The 16,961-nt window shown below is 60.5% G+C and carries 17 protein-coding genes and 1 tRNA gene; 6 read left to right on the top strand and 12 right to left on the bottom strand.

Going from position 1 to position 16,961, the window contains the following annotated elements:
• Positions 1-23: 23 nt before the first annotated feature.
• Positions 24-704, bottom strand: a complete 681-nt coding sequence (gmk, locus tag PQR54_RS20545) for a guanylate kinase (protein WP_134458061.1) — start codon at positions 702-704, stop codon at positions 24-26.
• 18 nt (positions 705-722) lie between these two features.
• A complete protein-coding gene (locus PQR54_RS20550) occupies positions 723-1,646 on the bottom strand; it encodes a YicC/YloC family endoribonuclease (protein WP_408248848.1) in 924 nt (307 codons plus the stop codon).
• A gap of 210 nt (positions 1,647-1,856) precedes the next feature.
• On the opposite strand from PQR54_RS20550, the gene rph reads away from it, so the two are divergent.
• From rph to PQR54_RS20575, 5 genes are all read left to right on the top strand, one after another.
• Positions 1,857-2,597, top strand: a complete 741-nt coding sequence (gene rph / locus PQR54_RS20555) for a ribonuclease PH (protein WP_012434054.1) — start codon at positions 1,857-1,859, stop codon at positions 2,595-2,597.
• The gene (gene rdgB, locus PQR54_RS20560) at positions 2,590-3,237 is read left to right on the top strand and encodes an RdgB/HAM1 family non-canonical purine NTP pyrophosphatase (RefSeq protein ID WP_408248850.1); all 648 of its coding nucleotides are present in this window, start codon (positions 2,590-2,592) and stop codon (positions 3,235-3,237) included. Before rph ends, rdgB begins: the two co-directional genes overlap by 8 nt.
• Positions 3,234-4,463, top strand: coding sequence for a radical SAM family heme chaperone HemW (gene hemW / locus PQR54_RS20565; protein WP_408248852.1), 1,230 nt, complete (start codon positions 3,234-3,236; stop codon positions 4,461-4,463). The genes rdgB and hemW overlap by 4 nt, the downstream gene beginning before the upstream one ends.
• Before the next feature lie 55 nt (positions 4,464-4,518).
• A tRNA-Ser gene (locus tag PQR54_RS20570) sits at positions 4,519-4,608 on the top strand.
• A gap of 157 nt (positions 4,609-4,765) precedes the next feature.
• Positions 4,766-6,010 carry a tyrosine-type recombinase/integrase gene (locus PQR54_RS20575; RefSeq protein ID WP_408248854.1) on the top strand — a complete coding sequence of 415 codons (1,245 nt, stop codon included), beginning with the start codon at positions 4,766-4,768 and terminating at the stop codon, positions 6,008-6,010.
• 882 nt (positions 6,011-6,892) lie between these two features.
• On the opposite strand, the gene PQR54_RS20580 is transcribed toward PQR54_RS20575, so the two are convergent.
• From PQR54_RS20580 to PQR54_RS20625, 10 genes are all read right to left on the bottom strand, one after another.
• Positions 6,893-9,754 carry a DUF927 domain-containing protein gene (locus tag PQR54_RS20580; RefSeq protein ID WP_408248856.1) on the bottom strand — a complete coding sequence of 954 codons (2,862 nt, stop codon included), beginning with the start codon at positions 9,752-9,754 and terminating at the stop codon, positions 6,893-6,895.
• A gap of 224 nt (positions 9,755-9,978) precedes the next feature.
• Complete coding sequence (locus tag PQR54_RS20585; protein WP_408248857.1) at positions 9,979-10,302, bottom strand: hypothetical protein; 324 nt, start codon at positions 10,300-10,302, stop codon at positions 9,979-9,981.
• Positions 10,303-10,315: 13 nt separating this feature from the next.
• Positions 10,316-10,660, bottom strand: coding sequence for a hypothetical protein (locus PQR54_RS20590; protein ID WP_408248859.1), 345 nt, complete (start codon positions 10,658-10,660; stop codon positions 10,316-10,318).
• Complete coding sequence (locus tag PQR54_RS20595) at positions 10,653-10,832, bottom strand: hypothetical protein (RefSeq protein ID WP_408248861.1); 180 nt, start codon at positions 10,830-10,832, stop codon at positions 10,653-10,655. Before PQR54_RS20595 ends, PQR54_RS20590 begins: the two co-directional genes overlap by 8 nt.
• 365 nt (positions 10,833-11,197) lie before the next feature.
• Entirely contained in the window at positions 11,198-11,506 is a 309-nt protein-coding gene (locus PQR54_RS20600) for a hypothetical protein (protein ID WP_408248863.1), read from the bottom strand.
• Positions 11,503-11,793: a helix-turn-helix transcriptional regulator gene (locus tag PQR54_RS20605; RefSeq protein WP_408248865.1), complete on the bottom strand. Its 291-nt coding sequence runs from the start codon at positions 11,791-11,793 to the stop codon at positions 11,503-11,505. The genes PQR54_RS20600 and PQR54_RS20605 overlap by 4 nt, the downstream gene beginning before the upstream one ends.
• Positions 11,794-11,881: 88 nt before the next feature.
• Entirely contained in the window at positions 11,882-12,706 is an 825-nt protein-coding gene (locus PQR54_RS20610; protein ID WP_408248867.1) for a hypothetical protein, read from the bottom strand.
• Between the two features lie 147 nt (positions 12,707-12,853).
• Positions 12,854-13,729, bottom strand: coding sequence for an SIR2 family NAD-dependent protein deacylase (locus PQR54_RS20615; RefSeq protein WP_408248869.1), 876 nt, complete (start codon positions 13,727-13,729; stop codon positions 12,854-12,856).
• On the bottom strand, positions 13,726-14,784 hold the full coding sequence (locus tag PQR54_RS20620; protein ID WP_408248871.1) for a ParA family protein: 1,059 nt from the start codon (positions 14,782-14,784) through the stop codon (positions 13,726-13,728). The genes PQR54_RS20615 and PQR54_RS20620 overlap by 4 nt, the downstream gene beginning before the upstream one ends.
• A 12-nt stretch (positions 14,785-14,796) precedes the next feature.
• Positions 14,797-15,954: a DNA methyltransferase gene (locus PQR54_RS20625; protein ID WP_408248873.1), complete on the bottom strand. Its 1,158-nt coding sequence runs from the start codon at positions 15,952-15,954 to the stop codon at positions 14,797-14,799.
• A 206-nt stretch (positions 15,955-16,160) separates the two neighbouring features.
• On the opposite strand from PQR54_RS20625, the gene PQR54_RS20630 reads away from it, so the two are divergent.
• The gene (locus tag PQR54_RS20630; RefSeq protein ID WP_408248875.1) at positions 16,161-16,736 is read left to right on the top strand and encodes a recombinase family protein; all 576 of its coding nucleotides are present in this window, start codon (positions 16,161-16,163) and stop codon (positions 16,734-16,736) included.
• The last annotated feature ends 225 nt before the right edge of the window (positions 16,737-16,961 follow it).

Raw genomic sequence — 16,961 nt, forward strand, 5'->3', positions numbered from 1 at the left:
ATGTGCTCGGCTGACCGCCGCGCTCACGCGTGTGGCAAGTGAATGCCGAGTTGCACGAAAAGCTGCGTGTGGCGTGCGTATTGCGAGGCGAAGCGCGAACGCGTCGCGGCCACCAGACATTGCAGTTCGCTGAGCGCGCGCTCGAACTTCTCGTTGATCACCACGTACTCCGCTTCCGCCGCGTGCGCCATCTCGCTGCCGGCCGCCAGCAGACGGCGCGTGATCACGTTCGGCTCGTCCTGCCCGCGCTTTCTCAGCCGCTCTTCCAGAGCTTCGAGCGACGGCGGCAAGATGAAGATTTCGACCGCGTTGTGAAACTGCTTTTTCACCTGCTGCGCGCCTTGCCAGTCGATTTCGAGCAGCACGTCATGGCCGTTCTTCATCTGGTCTTCGATCCACACGCGCGAGGTGCCGTAGTAGTTGCCATGCACTTCCGCGCTTTCCAGGAACTCGCCGGCATCGTGACGCTTCATGAAATCGTCGACGGTGGTGAAGTGATAGTGCTCGCCGTCCTGCTCCTTCGGACGCGGCGGACGCGTCGTGTACGAGATCGACAGACGGATAGCGTCGTCGCCGGCGAGCAGCGCGTTCACGAGCGTCGACTTGCCCGCGCCCGAGGGTGCTACGACCATGAACAGGTTGCCGGGGTAAGCACCGGCGTACGGGTTGCGCGGCGTTTCGCGTGGGTGGTGATGGTCGGTCATGTCGGTGGTGCTCCAGCCTTATTCCAGATTCTGTACTTGCTCGCGCATCTGTTCGATGAGCAGCTTCAAGGTCATCGACGAATCCGCCAGTTCCTTCGCGGCCGCCTTCGAACCGAGCGTGTTCGCTTCGCGGTTGAGCTCCTGCATCATGAAGTCGAGACGCTTGCCGACCTTGCCGCCCTTCTGGATCACGTGACGCGTTTCGTTCAGATGAGCCGTGAGGCGCGACAGTTCTTCGGCGATGTCGATACGGATGCCGTACATCGTCACTTCCTGGCGAATCCGCTCGTTGATCTCTTCACGCGAGACGATCGTCGCGGCGGTATCCGGTGCGGCGATACCGAGCGCTTCCTGCAAGCGCTCGACAATCTTCTGCTGATGCTTGGCGATGAGTTCAGGCACGAGCGGCGTGATCTTCGTGACGATCGCTTCCATTTCGGTGACGTTCGCGAGCAGCATCGTCGCCAGTTGCGCGCCTTCGCGGGCGCGCACGTCGATCAGGTCGGTGATGGCCTGCTTGCCGCAGGCGAGCACGGCGTCGCGCAGCACTTCAGGCGCCACGCCGCTTTCGGCCAGCATGCCCGGCCAGCGCAGAATCTCACCGGTGCGCAGCCGCTCGGCTTCCGGAAACGTCGAGAGCACCGTGCGTTCGAGCAGCGCGAGTTGCGCGAGCGTGTCGTGATTGATCGAACCCGCGTTGGCGGATTGTTCGCTGCGTTGCAGGTTGATACGGATATCGACCTTGCCGCGCGACAGCTTGTTCATCAGCATCTCGCGCAGCGTGGGTTCGCACACACGCACGTCTTCCGGCATGCGGAAGTTCAGATCGAGAAAGCGCGAGTTCACGGTGCGCAGTTCGACCGATACGCTCACGCCGCCGGTGCCCGAGGCCGCGACGAGTTCGCGTGTCGCGCTCGCATAGCCAGTCATGCTGTAGATCATCGTATTTCTCGCGATTGTGGCCATGCGTTCGACGATGGCCGGAGAGTCGAATCGCCCGGCGTGTACGAGACGCGGGGCGGGGAAACGGCATTATCCCATTTTTGGCGATAGGTCCCCTTGGAGAGCCCCGGCACATGCGGGCAGCCGCCTCGCCCGATCGGCTGTAAAATCGCGCTTTCCCTCCTGCTTTTCTTCCTGACCGATCCCAACATGACCAACGACACCCAACGCCCCAGCGGCCGCCAGGCCAATCAGCTGCGCGACGTGCGCATCACGCGCCACTACACGAAGCACGCGGAAGGCTCGGTGCTGGTCGAATTCGGCGATACGAAAGTGATCTGCACGGCGAGCATTGCCGAGAGCGTGCCGTCGTTTCTGCGCGACCGCGGCCAGGGCTGGCTGACCGCCGAATACGGCATGTTGCCGCGTGCGACGCATACGCGCAGCGACCGCGAAGCCGCGCGCGGCAAACAGACTGGCCGCACCCAGGAAATCCAGCGGCTGATCGGCCGCGCGCTGCGCTCGGTGTTCGATCTGGAGAAGCTCGGCGCGCGTACGCTGCATATCGATTGCGATGTAATCCAGGCCGACGGCGGCACGCGCACGGCCAGCATCACCGGCGCGTTCGTGGCCGCTCATGACGCGGTGGCCAAGTTGCTGGCCACGGGCCGCATCGAAAGCTCGCCGATCACGGATTACGTCGCGGCGATTTCGGTGGGCGTGTACGACGGCCTGCCGGTGCTCGACCTCGATTACGACGAAGACTCGCAATGCGACACCGACATGAACGTGGTGATGACGGGCGCGGGCGGCTTCGTCGAAATTCAGGGCACCGCTGAAGGCGTGGCATTTTCGCGCGACGAAATGAACGCGCTGCTGGATCTGGCGAGCGACGGCATCAATACGCTGATCGCGAAGCAGAAGGCGGCGTTGGAGCAAAAGAGTGAGTGAGGTTTTTCAACGCAATGGCGCAGCCGATTCAGGCGCGCCGTTGAAAAAAGTCGTGCTGGCGTCGAACAACGCGGGCAAGCTGCGCGAGTTCGCGGCGTTGCTCGGCGCGGCCGGCATCGAACTGATTCCGCAGGGCGAGCTGAACGTGCCGGAAGCCGAAGAGCCGCATCCGACCTTCGTCGAAAACGCGCTGACCAAGGCGCGTCACGCGTCGAAGCTGACCGGCCTGCCCGCGCTCGCCGACGACTCGGGCCTTTGCGTGCGCGCGCTGCGCGGCGCACCGGGTGTCTATTCGGCGCGCTACGCGCAGCTTGCCGGCGGCGAAAAGAGCGACGCTGCGAATAACGCACGCCTCGTCTCGGCGTTGCGAGGCGAGACCGATCGACGCGCGTATTACTTCTGCGTGCTGGCCTTGGTGCGTCACGCGGACGATCCCGAGCCGCTGATCGCCGAAGGCCGCTGGCATGGCGAAATGCTGGGCGCGCCGCGCGGCGCACATGGATTCGGCTACGACCCGTACTTCTTTTTGCCGTCGCTGAACGCGAGCGCCGCCGAACTTGAACCGGCGGTGAAGAACGCCAGCAGCCACCGCGCGATTGCGTTGCGCCAACTGCTCGAGCGTCTGACGGAGGAAGCGTGATTCCGATCAAACCGGCGCCCGCCGATATCGGCAACGGCGTCATCAAGGCCTTCACGTCGCCGGGCAGTATCCGGCTGACGTCGCTGCCGCCGTTGGCGTTGTATGTGCATTTTCCGTGGTGCGTGCGCAAGTGTCCGTATTGCGATTTCAACTCGCACGAATGGAAAGGCGACACGTTCCCGGAGAACGAGTATCTCGACGCCTTGCGCGCAGATCTCGAAATGGCGCTGCCGCTGGTCTGGGGACGGCAGGTGCATACGGTGTTCATCGGCGGCGGCACGCCCAGCCTGCTTTCGGCGGCCGGTTTGGATCGCATGCTGTCGGATGTGCGCGCGCTGCTGCCGCTCGACGCCGACGCTGAAATCACGCTCGAAGCCAATCCCGGCACCTTCGAAGCCGCCAAATTCGCGCAATTTCGCGCGAGCGGCGTGAACCGGCTTTCGGTGGGTATTCAGAGTTTCAACGAAGCGCATCTGAAGGCGCTCGGCCGCATTCACGACTCGGCGCAGGCGCGCCATGCCGTCGAGGTTGCTGCGACCACCTTCGACAACTTCAACCTCGATCTGATGTTCGCGCTGCCGGGGCAGACGCTCGCCGAATGCCAGGCGGATGTCGAGACGGCGTTGTCGTTCGCGCCGCCGCATTTGTCGCTGTACCACCTGACGCTCGAACCGAACACGTTGTTCGCGAAGTTCCCGCCCGCCCTGCCCGACGACGATGCATCCGCCGACATGCAGGACTGGATTCACGAGCGCACCTGCGCTGCGGGTTACGAGCGCTATGAGGTGTCGGCGTATGCGCAGCCGCATCGGCAGAGCAAGCACAACCTGAACTACTGGCGTTTTGGCGACTATCTCGGCATCGGCGCGGGCGCGCACACGAAGCTGTCGTTTCCGAATCGCGTGCTGCGCCAGGCGCGCTACAAGCATCCCACCACGTTCATCGAGCAGGCGAAGGCCGGCACGGCAGTGCAGGAAGAGCACGAAGTCGGGACGCGCGATCTGCCGTTCGAGTTCATGCTGAACGCGCTGCGGCTGGTGGAAGGGTTTCCGGTGCATCGGTTCATCGAGCGCACGGGCATGTCGATGACGTCGATCGAGCCGGCCTTGCAGGAAGCCGAACGGCGCAAGCTGATCACGCGCGACCACGAAAAGATCGCGCCCACGCCGCTCGGCCAGGCGTTCCTGAATGATTTGCAGGAGCTGTTTCTGAAAGATCCGCAGTGATTGCGGATCGACCGGACGCCGCAGCGAGGTTTTTTCAGGTTACAATTTAGGGCTTGGAGGTGTGGCCGAGTGGTTTAAGGCACCGGTCTTGAAAACCGGCGAAGGAGCAATCTTTCCGTGAGTTCGAATCTCACCGCCTCCGCCAGAATTAACATTCAGAAATTTCCGCAAAGACCCGCAGAGCCAAGCAGCACAAGGCTTTGCGGCGAATCCGAACCTCCACAAGCATCCAAGAAAAGCCGTAAAATCCCTCAATTTCCCGGGTACTTTTTCGGGTACTTTTTGAGGCGTATTTCCCGGCCATGCCTGAGAGTCTTCTCCGCGATCTTCAATGCCGCTCCGCCAAGCCACGTGCGGCCGCCTATCGCCTCAATGATGGCGGCGGTCTCGCGCTGCACGTCAAGCCTACTGGCCTCAAGTACTGGCAGTTCCGATATACGAAGCCGGATGGCCGCGAAGGCCTGATTCAAATCGGCCCGTACCCACGCGTTACGCTGGAGCTCGCGCGCGTCGCGCGTAACGAGCACCGTGCCGCTGTGGCGCGTGGTGATGATCCGGCGACGCTGCGTAAGCAGGACAAGGCGCGACGCAAGATCGAGACGGCCCGGTCGCTGACGTTCAAGCAATGCGCCGAGGCGTACATCAAGGCCCGCCGCGCCGAGTGGGCGAATCCGAAGCACACGCAGCAATGGGAAAACACACTCACTACCTACGCGTATCCGTTCATCGGCGCACTGCGGCCCGTAGATATCGACACTGACCTCGTGATGCACGTCTTACAGCCGATCTGGCTCACGAAGAACGAGACAGCCTCGCGACTGCGTGGCCGCATAGAGAACATCATGGACTGGGCGAAGGTAAGCGGCCTACGTGCTGGCGAGAATCCAGCGCGCTGGAGCGGCCATCTCGACCAGCTGCTACCCTCACCATCAAAGGTTCAGAAAGAAGGCCACCACGCGGCGCTACCGTATGACGAGATCGGCCCATTCTTCAACCAGCTTCGGGCCAACGATGCCACATCAGCGCGCCTGCTCGAATTCACGATCCTGACGGCGACGCGCACGGGTGATTCGCTGTACGCCGCGTGGCCTGAATTCGATCTGTCCGTGCCGGTATGGACCGTTCCAGCCCAGCGCACGAAGGCGAAACGGGAGCACCGCGTTCCTCTGTCGTCGGCGGCGGTGGCACTCCTGAAGGCACTGCCCACGTTCGGCGGCGCGGGCTTGGTCTTCGAGGGTATCAAGGAAGGCCGCCCGCTTTCGAACATGGCAATGCTGATGCTGCTGGAGCGCATGAAGCGCACCGATCTGACCACGCACGGCTTTCGCTCGACGTTCCGCGACTGGGCAGCCGAATGCACCGCCTTTCCGAACGAGGTTGCAGAGATGGCATTGGCCCATGCGATCCGGAACAAGACGGAGAGTGCCTATCGGCGTGGCGATCTGTTCGACAAGCGGCGTGAGCTGATGCAGGCATGGGCCGACTACATCGACCAGCAGAGCGGGGCGAACGTCATCCCGTTGCACGGCGATGCGGCGGCCGGTTGAGCGCGGCCAGACAGGCGGCGCGGGAATAATTCTCGCGTGGGCGTGGGGCTGACGACTCAGATTCTGACGGCGGAGCCTCGCACCAGACGTAGGGCGCTTGATACCCCCCCCACCCGAAACTTGCGCACACAAAAATGTTCCTAAACACGCGGTCCCATCCGGCGAAGGCCTAGACTTTTGGCCAGCCCCCGGTCGGGCCGTCTGCGGGGCGTCGGCATCGCTTCGGGACGCCACAACGGCCGCTGAGTTGGCTTCGGCTACCCTCGCATCCGGCCGCTTTACCGTGCGGAAGGCTCCGTCCGTTGCGCGCTAACCGGGCTTGAATTGCCCGTGACGGCAACCCATTCAGGAGCGCCCACGGACTGGCTGGAGTACCGATATGGCCGTCTGTTGGGCGCGCCAGCGCAGGGCAACGGGTCAGAAGTCACGTGCGGGAAATGGAGGACGCAGGCGCCGCCCGAGGGTGCGGCTCACTTTCGTTGATTGCGCAACAATGGCGGAGTGAGCCGATTGGCGACACCCCCCTTTCGAGGCGCGGTGAAATCGCGAAAACCCTTGCCGACATTGGCTTGATGGAGAGCGCCACGTGAATTCGCTGTCCGCTCATTGCGGTTTTCGGGTGAGACAGTGATACAAACCTTTCAATTCGCCTTTGAATGTTGACTGGAAAGGCTTTCCGCGTCTCACAATTCTGTATCACCTCGTCTCACTGCGGTGATACAGAATCAGCGCATCGTTGCAATACAGACAACAATCGGGACGGTCGATCCGCCCGCGTATCTGCGCTGGTGCGAGGGGCAAAGTGACTTTGATCCAACGCAAAGCCACTTTGCCGCGCAGAAATATTCCGCGCCGCCGCCCCATCGCGGCGGGCGGCGATGCTCAGAGATCGAGAGAAAAGATAGCTGGCAGGATGCGGTAGACGCGTGTCGGCCCGACAGTCGGGACACGCTCAGAGCGTGTTGCCTTGTCATCGGCACCGGGCTTCAATGCCCCGCGCTCGATCAGCAGGCGTTCTACGACGCGTGAATCAAAACCCTTGCAGACTTCGTTTCGAAACACGGCGGGCAACACCCAATACTCTGCTTCTGTTTTCTCAGCGTCGCCGTCGCTCATGGTCTCGCCGTACTCAGCCATGTAGTCCCTGTTCGTGGTCACGCCCACCGCCGCATCATCCGCAGCAACCTTGACCAGCTTCTTGAAGCCCGCACGCTGCATCGTGTTTGCACGGCGGTCATCCTTGACGCGGTGCAGCCACGTGAAGCGCGCGTCTGCGTGCGCCTCGAAGAAGTGGACCACCTGTCGCAGCATGTCTGCCTGGTCGGAGTTCCCTGCGCCGCCGCGCATGTGAAGCCAGCCGTCAAAGCACGTCCGGGCTGCATCTGTAGACGCGCCTTGCGGCCAGCCAGTCAGTCCGGCCGCCGTCGCCAGTTCGCCCGCCGCGCCGACCAGTGCGAAGCGCTCTGCAACCCGTGCTACCTGCGAATGCGCGCCGCCCGGAACCCATGCATGCACCAGCTCGACAATGCGTTCGCGCAACGAGTCGGGCAGTTCGTCAGCAACCTGTGACGCCCATTCAATGAACGCAGGACCGGCCGCACCATAGTGTCGGTTGGCGGCGTGTTTCAGATGCTCGACCAGCGCACGTGGCGAATCAAAGCCGTGCAGTTCCTCAATCACGCCCATGCCCTTGCCAGCGTCCGAAGGGATCACCGGTAGCCGCACCTCAATGCCGCCTTTCATCGGCTTGTTTGCCTCAGCCATCAGTGCGGCCACGCTCTTTTCGCCATTGGACAGGAACAGCAGGCGCCAGCTGAGGACGGGCTTTGCTGCGCCGGTACGCGTCGCACGTGCCTTGCCGGACTCGTTCGCTAGCATATAAATCACGTCCCCAACGAGGCGCGGCTCAACCTGCCCGATTTCATCAAGGATTAGCAGCGCGTCGCTATGCTGCGTGGCTACTGCTTCCAGTGCGTTGTCTGTCGCCTTCCATCCGCGCACGTAGTCTTTTGAGCCAAACACGGATGCCGCAATCGCGCCGCCCGTTGATTTGCCTTCTGACGTAGTACCGAGCATGTGAAAGCCTCCGGACTGAAGCCCGGAGAAGTGCAGCAGCGGCCCCGCAAACGCGCTTGCGACGCAGAACAGCAGACGGCTGTTCCCGACACAGTACGCGGCGACCTCGCGCCGCCAGTCGTCCAGCGTGCCGCTTTCCTTGAACTGGCTCTGGATCGGCGTATCGGCCTGATAGATCAGCGATTCACGGCCCGTGCCGATGACCCTATCCGGCAGCACGAATGCGCCGTTATGCCAGCCCACGCGCGGCACGCAGCGCACGCGCTCGTCCGGCTGCGCCATCTGGATATAGTTGGCGATCTGCTGCTTTGCCGTCTGTGTCACGCCGAGCTTGACGCCCATATCAAGCAGCATGCGGCGCAGCTCCGTTCCATCACCGGCGAAAAGACCGGCCGGGACGGCCCAGCGCTTCTGTACGCCGTCGCGGTCGGTAAATTCCAGCAGATATCCCCATTCGCTGTTGACCTCGTTGCGGGTCTCTGCGATCACGTCGATTCGTGTACTGACCCAGTGCGGCGGCAATGCTTCGCCCTGATTGTTGAAGCCGTGAAACCATACGCCGTTGTCATCGACCACAAAGCGCGATTTTCCATCCTGCGCGCGGGCCGTCTTAGGGCGTTTGACGGGCTTCTGTGTCGTGGGCGGTGTCTTGCCCTTGCTTGCACTCTGCGCGCCGCCCACGGCCAGCGCCGCGAACACCGCAGCGGCCACGGCTTCGCCGTTGCGATGTGCGGCCAGATCGTTGAAATCCGTTCCAGAGGAAGGGCGGTCATCGCCAAAGTCCGGCACGGCCACCACGCCGCCCACGGCATCCGCAGCCGCGCGAGCCTTGGCAATGCCCGGATTGCCCGGAGTCTTGTGGTCGTCGTCGGCGCACAGCACGATCCGGGCGTCTGGATGCTGAGCCCGCATCGCCGTCGCGATGGTCAGCAGGCCGCCCGCATCGAAGGCGACAGCGGAAGGAAAGCCCGTGGCGGCCGTGAGCGTGGCGCACGTCGCATAGCCTTCACCGATGAGCAGCGTTGTCGTCACCGCGCCGCCGGTCCACGCGAATGAGCCCGACTTGCGGCCGTTCGGCAGGTAGCGCTTCTGGCCATCCTCAAGGATAAATTCAACCGTCCATAGCTTGCCGGACACGTCCCGAGCTGGAACGATCAGCGCACCGTCACATGCGGCCGTGCCGATCCGCAGATCACCGCGATAGATGCGCAGCTTGCCAGCATCGATGCACTTGCGCACAAGATACGGGTGGTCGGCGCGAGCCGGTCCAGCAGCCGACCAAATTTGCTCAGCGAGCGCGGCCGCTGTCGCGTGCTTCGCTGCGTTGGCCTCCAGCTCAGCGGCTTCACTGGCGGCGCGTCCCGCTTCCCGGCGCTTGCGTTCCGCAGGATCGAGCGGCTTTGCTTTGTGGGCGCGCGGATCGAATCCGCCAGCCTTAGCAATATGAAAGAGCGTAGCCAGCCTGATTTTGCCTACCTTGACGGACTTCCAGACGTCCCGCGCGTCTTTCTCGTTAAACCCTTTGGCCTGTCGGCTCCAGTCGCTCCAGAGGGAAAATCCCTCGTCGCCAAACTCCGTTTTGAGTGCCATCGCCATCTTGACCCACGTATCGCGGTCGTCAGGCTCGATATAGCCGAGCGCGACCCTCGCGCGCTCGAATTCGGACATTGGTGTATCGCTCATATGTTCTCTGTTCGTGCGCGGACCGCGCGATTGCCACGGCCCGCCAGACCCTGCATCCCGGCGATTAGCAGTGCTTATCGCACAGGCAGAGCAGAGTTCCGCTCGTGAAACAAGGTACGGTCTAAGGGCTGGATTGCACCGCTTTGGCTATGTAGATTGCCGCCGCGGAGAGCGCCATTGCGCCGTTAGCCATGGGCATCAGGACGAGGTTAGTGCGCATGCGATACCTCCAGCACCGCGCCGCCAGCGCTCACATCGTTGCTGTAGGCGAATTTGCCAATGCGACATTCGCCAAGCGCATCATTGGCGGCCTCAAGCGCAGCGCCCACCGACGGCAACGCGGCGCGCAGCAGAGTTATCACCATGTCGTAGTCCTGTCGCGAGCCAGCTTGATCGGCTGCCCAAATCAGACCATCGAGTACTTCCATAGCGTCAGAGATACGAATCCCGGCCTTGCGCGCGTCAACACGATTGACTTCGGCAACGAACGTTTTCGACGTGGCCACGGTGGCTTTCTTGCTTGTTTTTGCCATGGTCCGCGCTCCCTTAATGCGCGCTGCGCGAATCGCGCGTGACCATGCCGAGAGCGGCGAGAAGGTGTTGCTGTACCCGGCCGATCAGACCCGCAGCGAACGCCTGACGGCTTACCGCCAGCCTGTGAGAGTCGAATGCATCGTCGTCCTGCATCCGGGCAGTCAGGCCGCGCGAAAACGCGTCGGTTTGATGCGCTGCATAGTTATGCAGCAACACGGTGCCCTTCAGTTCCAGCCAGGCATCCGCGCAGATCGCACCGAGGTTGACAGCGAATTGAAGCTCAATGGGAGCGCCCGTATCGAGCGGCGGCGCGTTCTCAAAGCCTTCGATGATTGCCGTGCGGGTCGTCTCAACCATGGCGCACCTCCCCACGGACGAGGCCCGCAATAGCGACCAGCGCAGCGCCGGTAGCATCGAGCGCGGATTGATACGTGTCGGCCGTCGCGGCGGCTCGCAAGGCGTCGCGGATGATCGATTGAATGAGGGGAGAGTTTTGCCCGGTAGGGGCGAACGGAGATACTGGACGCATGGTGCGGCCTCCAACGTTATGGTTGAAAGCCCGCTGTCCACTGCAAAATGGGGTGAGCGGGCGCATGACAGGGTTTGCAGACCGGAACGTTGGCACCGGCGAGCCCGAAGGCTCCCCCACCAAGGCCCGCCCATTGAAAAGGCGCGCGAAGGTGCACGGACGTAAAAAAACCGCGCTGCGGCGGTCGTCCGCCAACATTTTCAGGCTGCAAAACCCGGCCGCTGTTGTTTCAGCGACGCCCGCAGGATACTGCGGGCCGCCGAGCTGCGCAAGTGCCCGCCTCAGACCTGTCCCAGCGAGGGGGATCATGCGCAGCGTCCGGAGGCGCGCGGGGCGCCACGCCGCAAAGTGACTTTGAGCGCGTGTCATGCCGGGGCCTTTGGATCGAGCATGAACACCGCTTTCTTCATCATATCGACGGCCACTTTCGCGCGGGACGGCGTATGCCTCGCGTCCGCTTCGAGAAGGGCGGCCCCCTTGCTAATCCAGCGTGCAATTTCCGACCGTTCGGCATCTTTGCAACGACCGAAGGCGGCCGTGAAGCGTTCCCGTTGTCGTGCCATCAGCGCGGCATAGTGCCCAGCATCAGCGGCGTCAGCAGCGTGCCGCCTTGCGCTGCGGTCTGCGGCCGTGCGCTCGACAGCGGCGCGTGAAACTTCATCGCTTTGCGTCATGCTGCACCTCCGCTCGTCAGCGAATCGAGCCAAGCATCGACCTCCGACGAGAGAAAGCCAATAGCGCGCGGGCCGAGCTTCAAAGGTTTCGGAAATGTCCCCTTGTGAATCCGCCTTCTCAATTCGGACTCGCTCAATTGCACCCGCGCCAGAACGGACGGCATGCGCTCAATGCGTTTCTGTTGAGGTACGTGTAGATCGTTTTTTGCTGGCATGTTGCCCCCGTAATCATCCACGACCAATCGCGTGAATTCGGGAGCATTCTTGCGGCTTTGCGGAGTGGCCAAAACTCGCGATCTGGCTCGACGGGATTGCTGCTAGTAGCGTTCCCATTCGGCCAGATGGCGGGTTGACATTGGCGGCCAGTCCTGCTGGCTACACCTTGCAGGGGATATCTTCGCCCCGCCCCCATCTCGTGCACCACGTCTCGATTGATTTCACGCTTTGGACGTGCTCACACTTATCCAGCATATCCACCGCGAAAGCCGCATTGCTTTTGTATTGGCGACGACCCGCTTTCCAGTCTTGCCAGCAGTCATACACGAACCGCTTTTCCCCTTGTTTCGGATCGTTCTGCGCACGCGCCTTACCACCCTTCCCAGCGGGATTGCGATCAATCCCTTGATCGGTCAAGCCGAGCGCGCCCAGCGCCGCCAGATAGCAGCGTTGCGCCAGCATGGAAGCATTCACGGTCGCATCAATATCGTGATTCAGCCGTGCGAGGACGGCCGTATCGACACTTTGCAGGCCTGCATAGCAAAACTGCATCGCGACTTCGGTGGGCGCGGCCAGCTGCTCAGTGAAACGCATCGCCTGTGCGGAATAGCCCATGGTGAAGTGTTGCAGGTCCGGCTGCCATGCGGCCAGCGTCGGTCCATCGACAGTGCCCGACTCAGCCAGCTCAGACAGGACGGCACCCCGGTGACGGCGCATTAGATCGCGTCTCGCCTCTGCATCTCTCAGACCGTCGCGGATTCGTTCGTCCGTCACATCGGCTCCCGTGATATCGGCCAGCTGCGACGTTAGCGAAACCGCAACGCGCCATAGCATCATCGGCACTTGGACGCCAACAGGATTCCCTGCACGCACGACCGGCAAAACGACCAGCAAGCCGGGTATTTGGTCCGCGAAAGTACGCTCAGGACTCCACCGCAGGAGCCGCCCATAGCGGTGCGGGGATGGGATTGAACTGGCTGTCATGCATACCCTTCTCGTATGCCCCTTCAAGATTGCCAAGCCAGCCGGTGAAGGTATCCGGTTTTCGGGTGGCCGCCCTAGGCTTGACGGAGCGATTCTAACCCGTTGTAACTTATAGTTTCGAACCGCGATCATCCGCGACGATAGTGGTCATTCGTTCGGTTGATCCTCGCGCTGCTCCAGCACAAGCGCCGCTAATGCTTCGAGGCTCGCTCCAAAATCCGCGTAGTTATTTGCGGGGTCAAACTCCAGAATTTCCACGTTATACGTATTGGAGAATGCCGCGCGCATCGCCGGATGGATCCCCTGCGCCATGAGTGCATAGTGCGGATGGGCGCTTTGCGCCGTTATGGACGTGTTCTCAAGCAGAAGCTGTACGTCAGGATCGCTTAAGCTATATCCAATAAACAACAGAGTGTGCGTCAGGAACAAGCTTTCGAGAATCTTATAGAACCCCTGGTATTTCTCGCGAGCTGCGAAATAGTCCGAACGGGTTAGAACAGTTGCCTCAGGACGAGCAACCGAGCCATGCGCTTTTATGATCAAGCGCTTAGGCGAACGCATTCTCGCCAACAGTCCTTCGTCGTAGTAGTTGAGAACGACGTATCCATCCGCGCCGTCGCCTTGGCGGCATTGATCTTCGTACAGTGAGTCATAGTTAGTCGAGACGACGATCTTCTGGTCTATTTTCTCGATATGCGAGTGGATGTCCGTGGGTCTATATCCTTCGAATGTACGCGCCAATAGACGGCCGTAATCGGCATCGTGAATGCAGGTCGTCCGAAGCACTTCAGCGCAGTCAAGGTACTTTTCTCCGGCCAAGAGGCCGTTGGCAATTTCAAGATCGCCTTGATCTCCCCTGTTGTGTCCGTCACGCAAAATTTCCAAGAAACCCTTCCACGTTGGCGGATTCTGGTCGCCACCGGCAGTCCGCTTGGTGGCGCTGAGCGACGTTCCGGAGCCAAGAAAAATGATGCATCGACGTGCCGCTAGCTCGATTACTAACGATTCTGGCCAGTTAGTCACGCTGCCTTCTCCTTCACCTCGATTCCCAGGTTCGCTATCAGATGCGCGGCGATTGGCGAGACCATCTCCTTATAGTCTCGAACAGCTGAAAACTGCGATCCGACCAAGCCGTCAACGCTCTGTAAGCCGTGAATTGGGACAGCTTTCTTCTGTGCCAAGGGGACGAGGCTGTATAGATGTGGAATATCGCCCAGCTTGGCCAAAGAAGGGTCAGCGGTTAGCGCTGGACTGTAGTATCCATGCAGCGCACTGTGGATTTCTGCATCCACACTGCCAATGATGGACTCATATGCCTTAGTGGCGCGGCGCTCCTTGCCGTAAGACTTGGTGATGTATTGCTGAACCGTGTATCCGACGTAGCCCCCGATAATCGCTGGAGTGGGCAGCACCCCGTAGCGTTCGCTGAGATCGGTCCGTTCGGCGTCTTTGAGGGCATCCCACGAGTGCTTATAGTCGCCAATCCAGTTATCCAGCCATGAGGAAATGTTCTTCACTCCTATAATACTGAATACATCGGAGCCGAGCGGCGTCAGAAAGTGCTCGCAGCCCATCAAAACAGACCTATTGATCGACCCAAGGCTTGGTCCCAAGTCGTAAAGAACCAGATCGTACTTATCTTCAAGGTATCGGCACAAAAGGGTGTTCCAATTTGTTTGACGGAACCCCTGTTTGTCGCGCCCCTTCACTAAGCTCCAGGCCGCCCCCAGTCTATCCTCAATTACCGCAAACGCTGGATGGCCTGCGAGTAGGTCGACGTGAAACCGATTGCTGTTCGCACCTAAGAACGTCAAGTCAGTACTGATGGTTGAATCGCCGTCCTCAATCGGCTTAAGGACATCTGTGATAGTGCTGATCCGCGGGGCATTCTCTTCGCCCGTGTAAAGCGACGCGGCAGCTGGGACACCCATGATGAGCTGGGTCGCGTTGCACTGAGGATCACAATCGACGACAAGTACGCGAAGATTAAATTCCGTCGCTATGAATGAAGCGAGGTTACACGTCAGTGTTGTTTTGCCAACGCCGCCTTTATTATTGAACATCGCTACTGACTTCAAGTCTTTCTCCTGTCAAGGCCGGAACCGGAATACAAGCAACGACTCCGACTGCGACCCTTTGCAGTTTTTTCTCGCACGGCGCGCGTCCGGAATGTGGCTTTCAAGCACCTGATCGAGTTCGTAATCGTGCCACGTGTTTGTCACCAAGTCGGTAACTAACGTATCAAGACGCTTGCGTGTCGTATTGGTCGTATCACCAACCAATATCGCAAGCGTTCCCCCAGGTTTCAAAATACACCGCCAAGCATCCAAGCACTGGCCCATTTGCTTTACGAACTGAGCTGCATTTGGCGATACATCGCGATTCAACTCCTCCCAGTTTTTCACTCCGAGAAGATGAAGGCGGAGGCGATTGTCCCGCGCGTAGTCCAACTGCCCCATGTATGGTGGACTGGTAACAATCGCGTCCACCCGCTCGGTGACCTGCAAGGCGGCGGCGTCGCAAAGTTCGACGCTCCGTTGGATGGAGAAGTCCAAATCGGGCATTTTCGAACAAGCTCGAAGAATTTTCTTTTTCAAGCGCGGTAGTACCGCGCGGTACATATACATTTCGCCGAATTCTGATTCGGGAAACTTGCTGGTTCGCAAATATGGAATGGTGTGGCTCGCCGGGTAGGATAAAAAACCGGGCCGTTGGTGATGGGCAATCCCCAGCAAGCAAGCGAGCGCGAACGCATCATGGTGGCGACTGAGAGTGCTCACCCATCCCAGCAGGTCTCTGAGCGTCTCCGGATGAAAAAAACTAGCAACCCACGGGTCAACGTCCTGAAGCTGTGCGGCATCGGAGTCGTGCGCTGCCTCCGATGCATAAGCATCCAAAATCAGGTCAACATCGGCCTCCGATTTGGGTGCATATGGATTTAGTTTTGCCTGCGATATGAGCCACGCGTAGGGATTCAAGTCTGTCCCAATGGCACGGCGACCGCTGGCCCAAGCTTCCAGCAAGACCGTTCCAGATCCGCAAAACGGATCGTAAATGAGATCGCCCATTTCGCTCACGCATTCGATTGCCCACGCCGCGATTTCCGGGCGCATCTTTCCGATATATGGCGAGAGCGTATGTAACGAACTTGTGCGCCCCTCAAAGCCGGATGAAATTTCCGATGCAACTGATCGGCCCGTAGACCTCTGGCGACCCGTATTGGATGAATTTGCGTTTTCGTAAGCCATGAGTTCTTGTTCGTTTTTTACGCGCGGCGGCGCGCGCCTGATTCTAACTGCGATTGTCCAGCCTAGAAATAGCATTGAATTGTCTATGTACGAAACCGATCCCTTACGGACGCCCCTTTTTACCCCTGTCCGAAAATAAGGGTTTGCGTATTTCGGACATGTGCTAATATTCGTACACCCATTTCGGACTATTTGAGGAACACAGCATGTCCCGCACCTTTGCTTATGCCCGCGTCAGCACGGCCGATCAAACCACGGCGAACCAGATTCGCGAGATCGAGGCGGCCGGGTTCGCTGTTGATAAGCGCCGCGTGGTGACGGAGAGCATCTCAGGTAGTGTCAGCGCCGACCAGCGGCCGGGATTCGCCAAACTGCTCGACCGGATGGAAGAGGGTGATGTGTTGATTGTGACCAAGCTAGACCGCCTTGGCCGCAACGCGATGGATGTGCGTGCAACCGTCGAGGCGTTGGCGGCGCGTGGTGTGCGGGTGCACTGTCTCGCATTGGGTGGCGTTGACCTGACGAGCGCGGCCGGACGCATGACGATGCAAGTGCTAAACGCCGTGGCCGAGTTTGAGCGCGATCTACTGATCGAGCGGACGAACGCCGGTATCGCACGCGCGAAGGCCGAAGGCAAGGTTATGGGGCGGCCCTCTGCCCTTTCCGGCGAGCAACGTGCAGAGGTAGTACAACGCCTTGACGCAGGCGAAAGCGTGGCCGCCGTTGCGAAGCAATACGGCACAAGCCGCCAGACGATCATGCGGATACGCGACGCCGCGTGACGCCCCACCATTCAAAGTCACTTTCGCGGGCCGTGAGGCCCGTTTTCGTTTCGCGGCCGGGAGGGCGGCGGCGCGGGGAAATCTTTGCGCGCGGAACGTACCAGAGCGAGGGCGATTGAGCACAAACGGTGAGTCAGACCGCGCCGAACCGCCGTGCAAATAGCCGTGAGCTATCGACATGAGTATCACGTTTGTCTCACCATATATATGTGTGAGTGATACAAA

It is taken from the genome of Paraburkholderia phytofirmans, assembly GCF_046028095.1.
Classification (GTDB): Bacteria; Pseudomonadota; Gammaproteobacteria; order Burkholderiales; family Burkholderiaceae; genus Paraburkholderia; species Paraburkholderia phytofirmans_A.

Coding starts and splice junctions, on each gene's coding strand:
- gmk (WP_134458061.1), bottom strand. CDS start 704: ATGACCGACCATCACCACCCACGCGAAACGCCGCGCAACCCGTACGCC.
- PQR54_RS20550 (WP_408248848.1), bottom strand. CDS start 1,646: ATGATCTACAGCATGACTGGCTATGCGAGCGCGACACGCGAACTCGTC.
- rph (WP_012434054.1), top strand. CDS start 1,857: ATGACCAACGACACCCAACGCCCCAGCGGCCGCCAGGCCAATCAGCTG.
- PQR54_RS20575 (WP_408248854.1), top strand. CDS start 4,766: ATGCCTGAGAGTCTTCTCCGCGATCTTCAATGCCGCTCCGCCAAGCCA.
- PQR54_RS20580 (WP_408248856.1), bottom strand. CDS start 9,754: ATGTCCGAATTCGAGCGCGCGAGGGTCGCGCTCGGCTATATCGAGCCT.
- PQR54_RS20585 (WP_408248857.1), bottom strand. CDS start 10,302: ATGGCAAAAACAAGCAAGAAAGCCACCGTGGCCACGTCGAAAACGTTC.
- PQR54_RS20590 (WP_408248859.1), bottom strand. CDS start 10,660: ATGGTTGAGACGACCCGCACGGCAATCATCGAAGGCTTTGAGAACGCG.
- PQR54_RS20595 (WP_408248861.1), bottom strand. CDS start 10,832: ATGCGTCCAGTATCTCCGTTCGCCCCTACCGGGCAAAACTCTCCCCTC.
- PQR54_RS20600 (WP_408248863.1), bottom strand. CDS start 11,506: ATGACGCAAAGCGATGAAGTTTCACGCGCCGCTGTCGAGCGCACGGCC.
- PQR54_RS20610 (WP_408248867.1), bottom strand. CDS start 12,706: ATGACAGCCAGTTCAATCCCATCCCCGCACCGCTATGGGCGGCTCCTG.
- PQR54_RS20625 (WP_408248873.1), bottom strand. CDS start 15,954: ATGGCTTACGAAAACGCAAATTCATCCAATACGGGTCGCCAGAGGTCT.
- PQR54_RS20630 (WP_408248875.1), top strand. CDS start 16,161: ATGTCCCGCACCTTTGCTTATGCCCGCGTCAGCACGGCCGATCAAACC.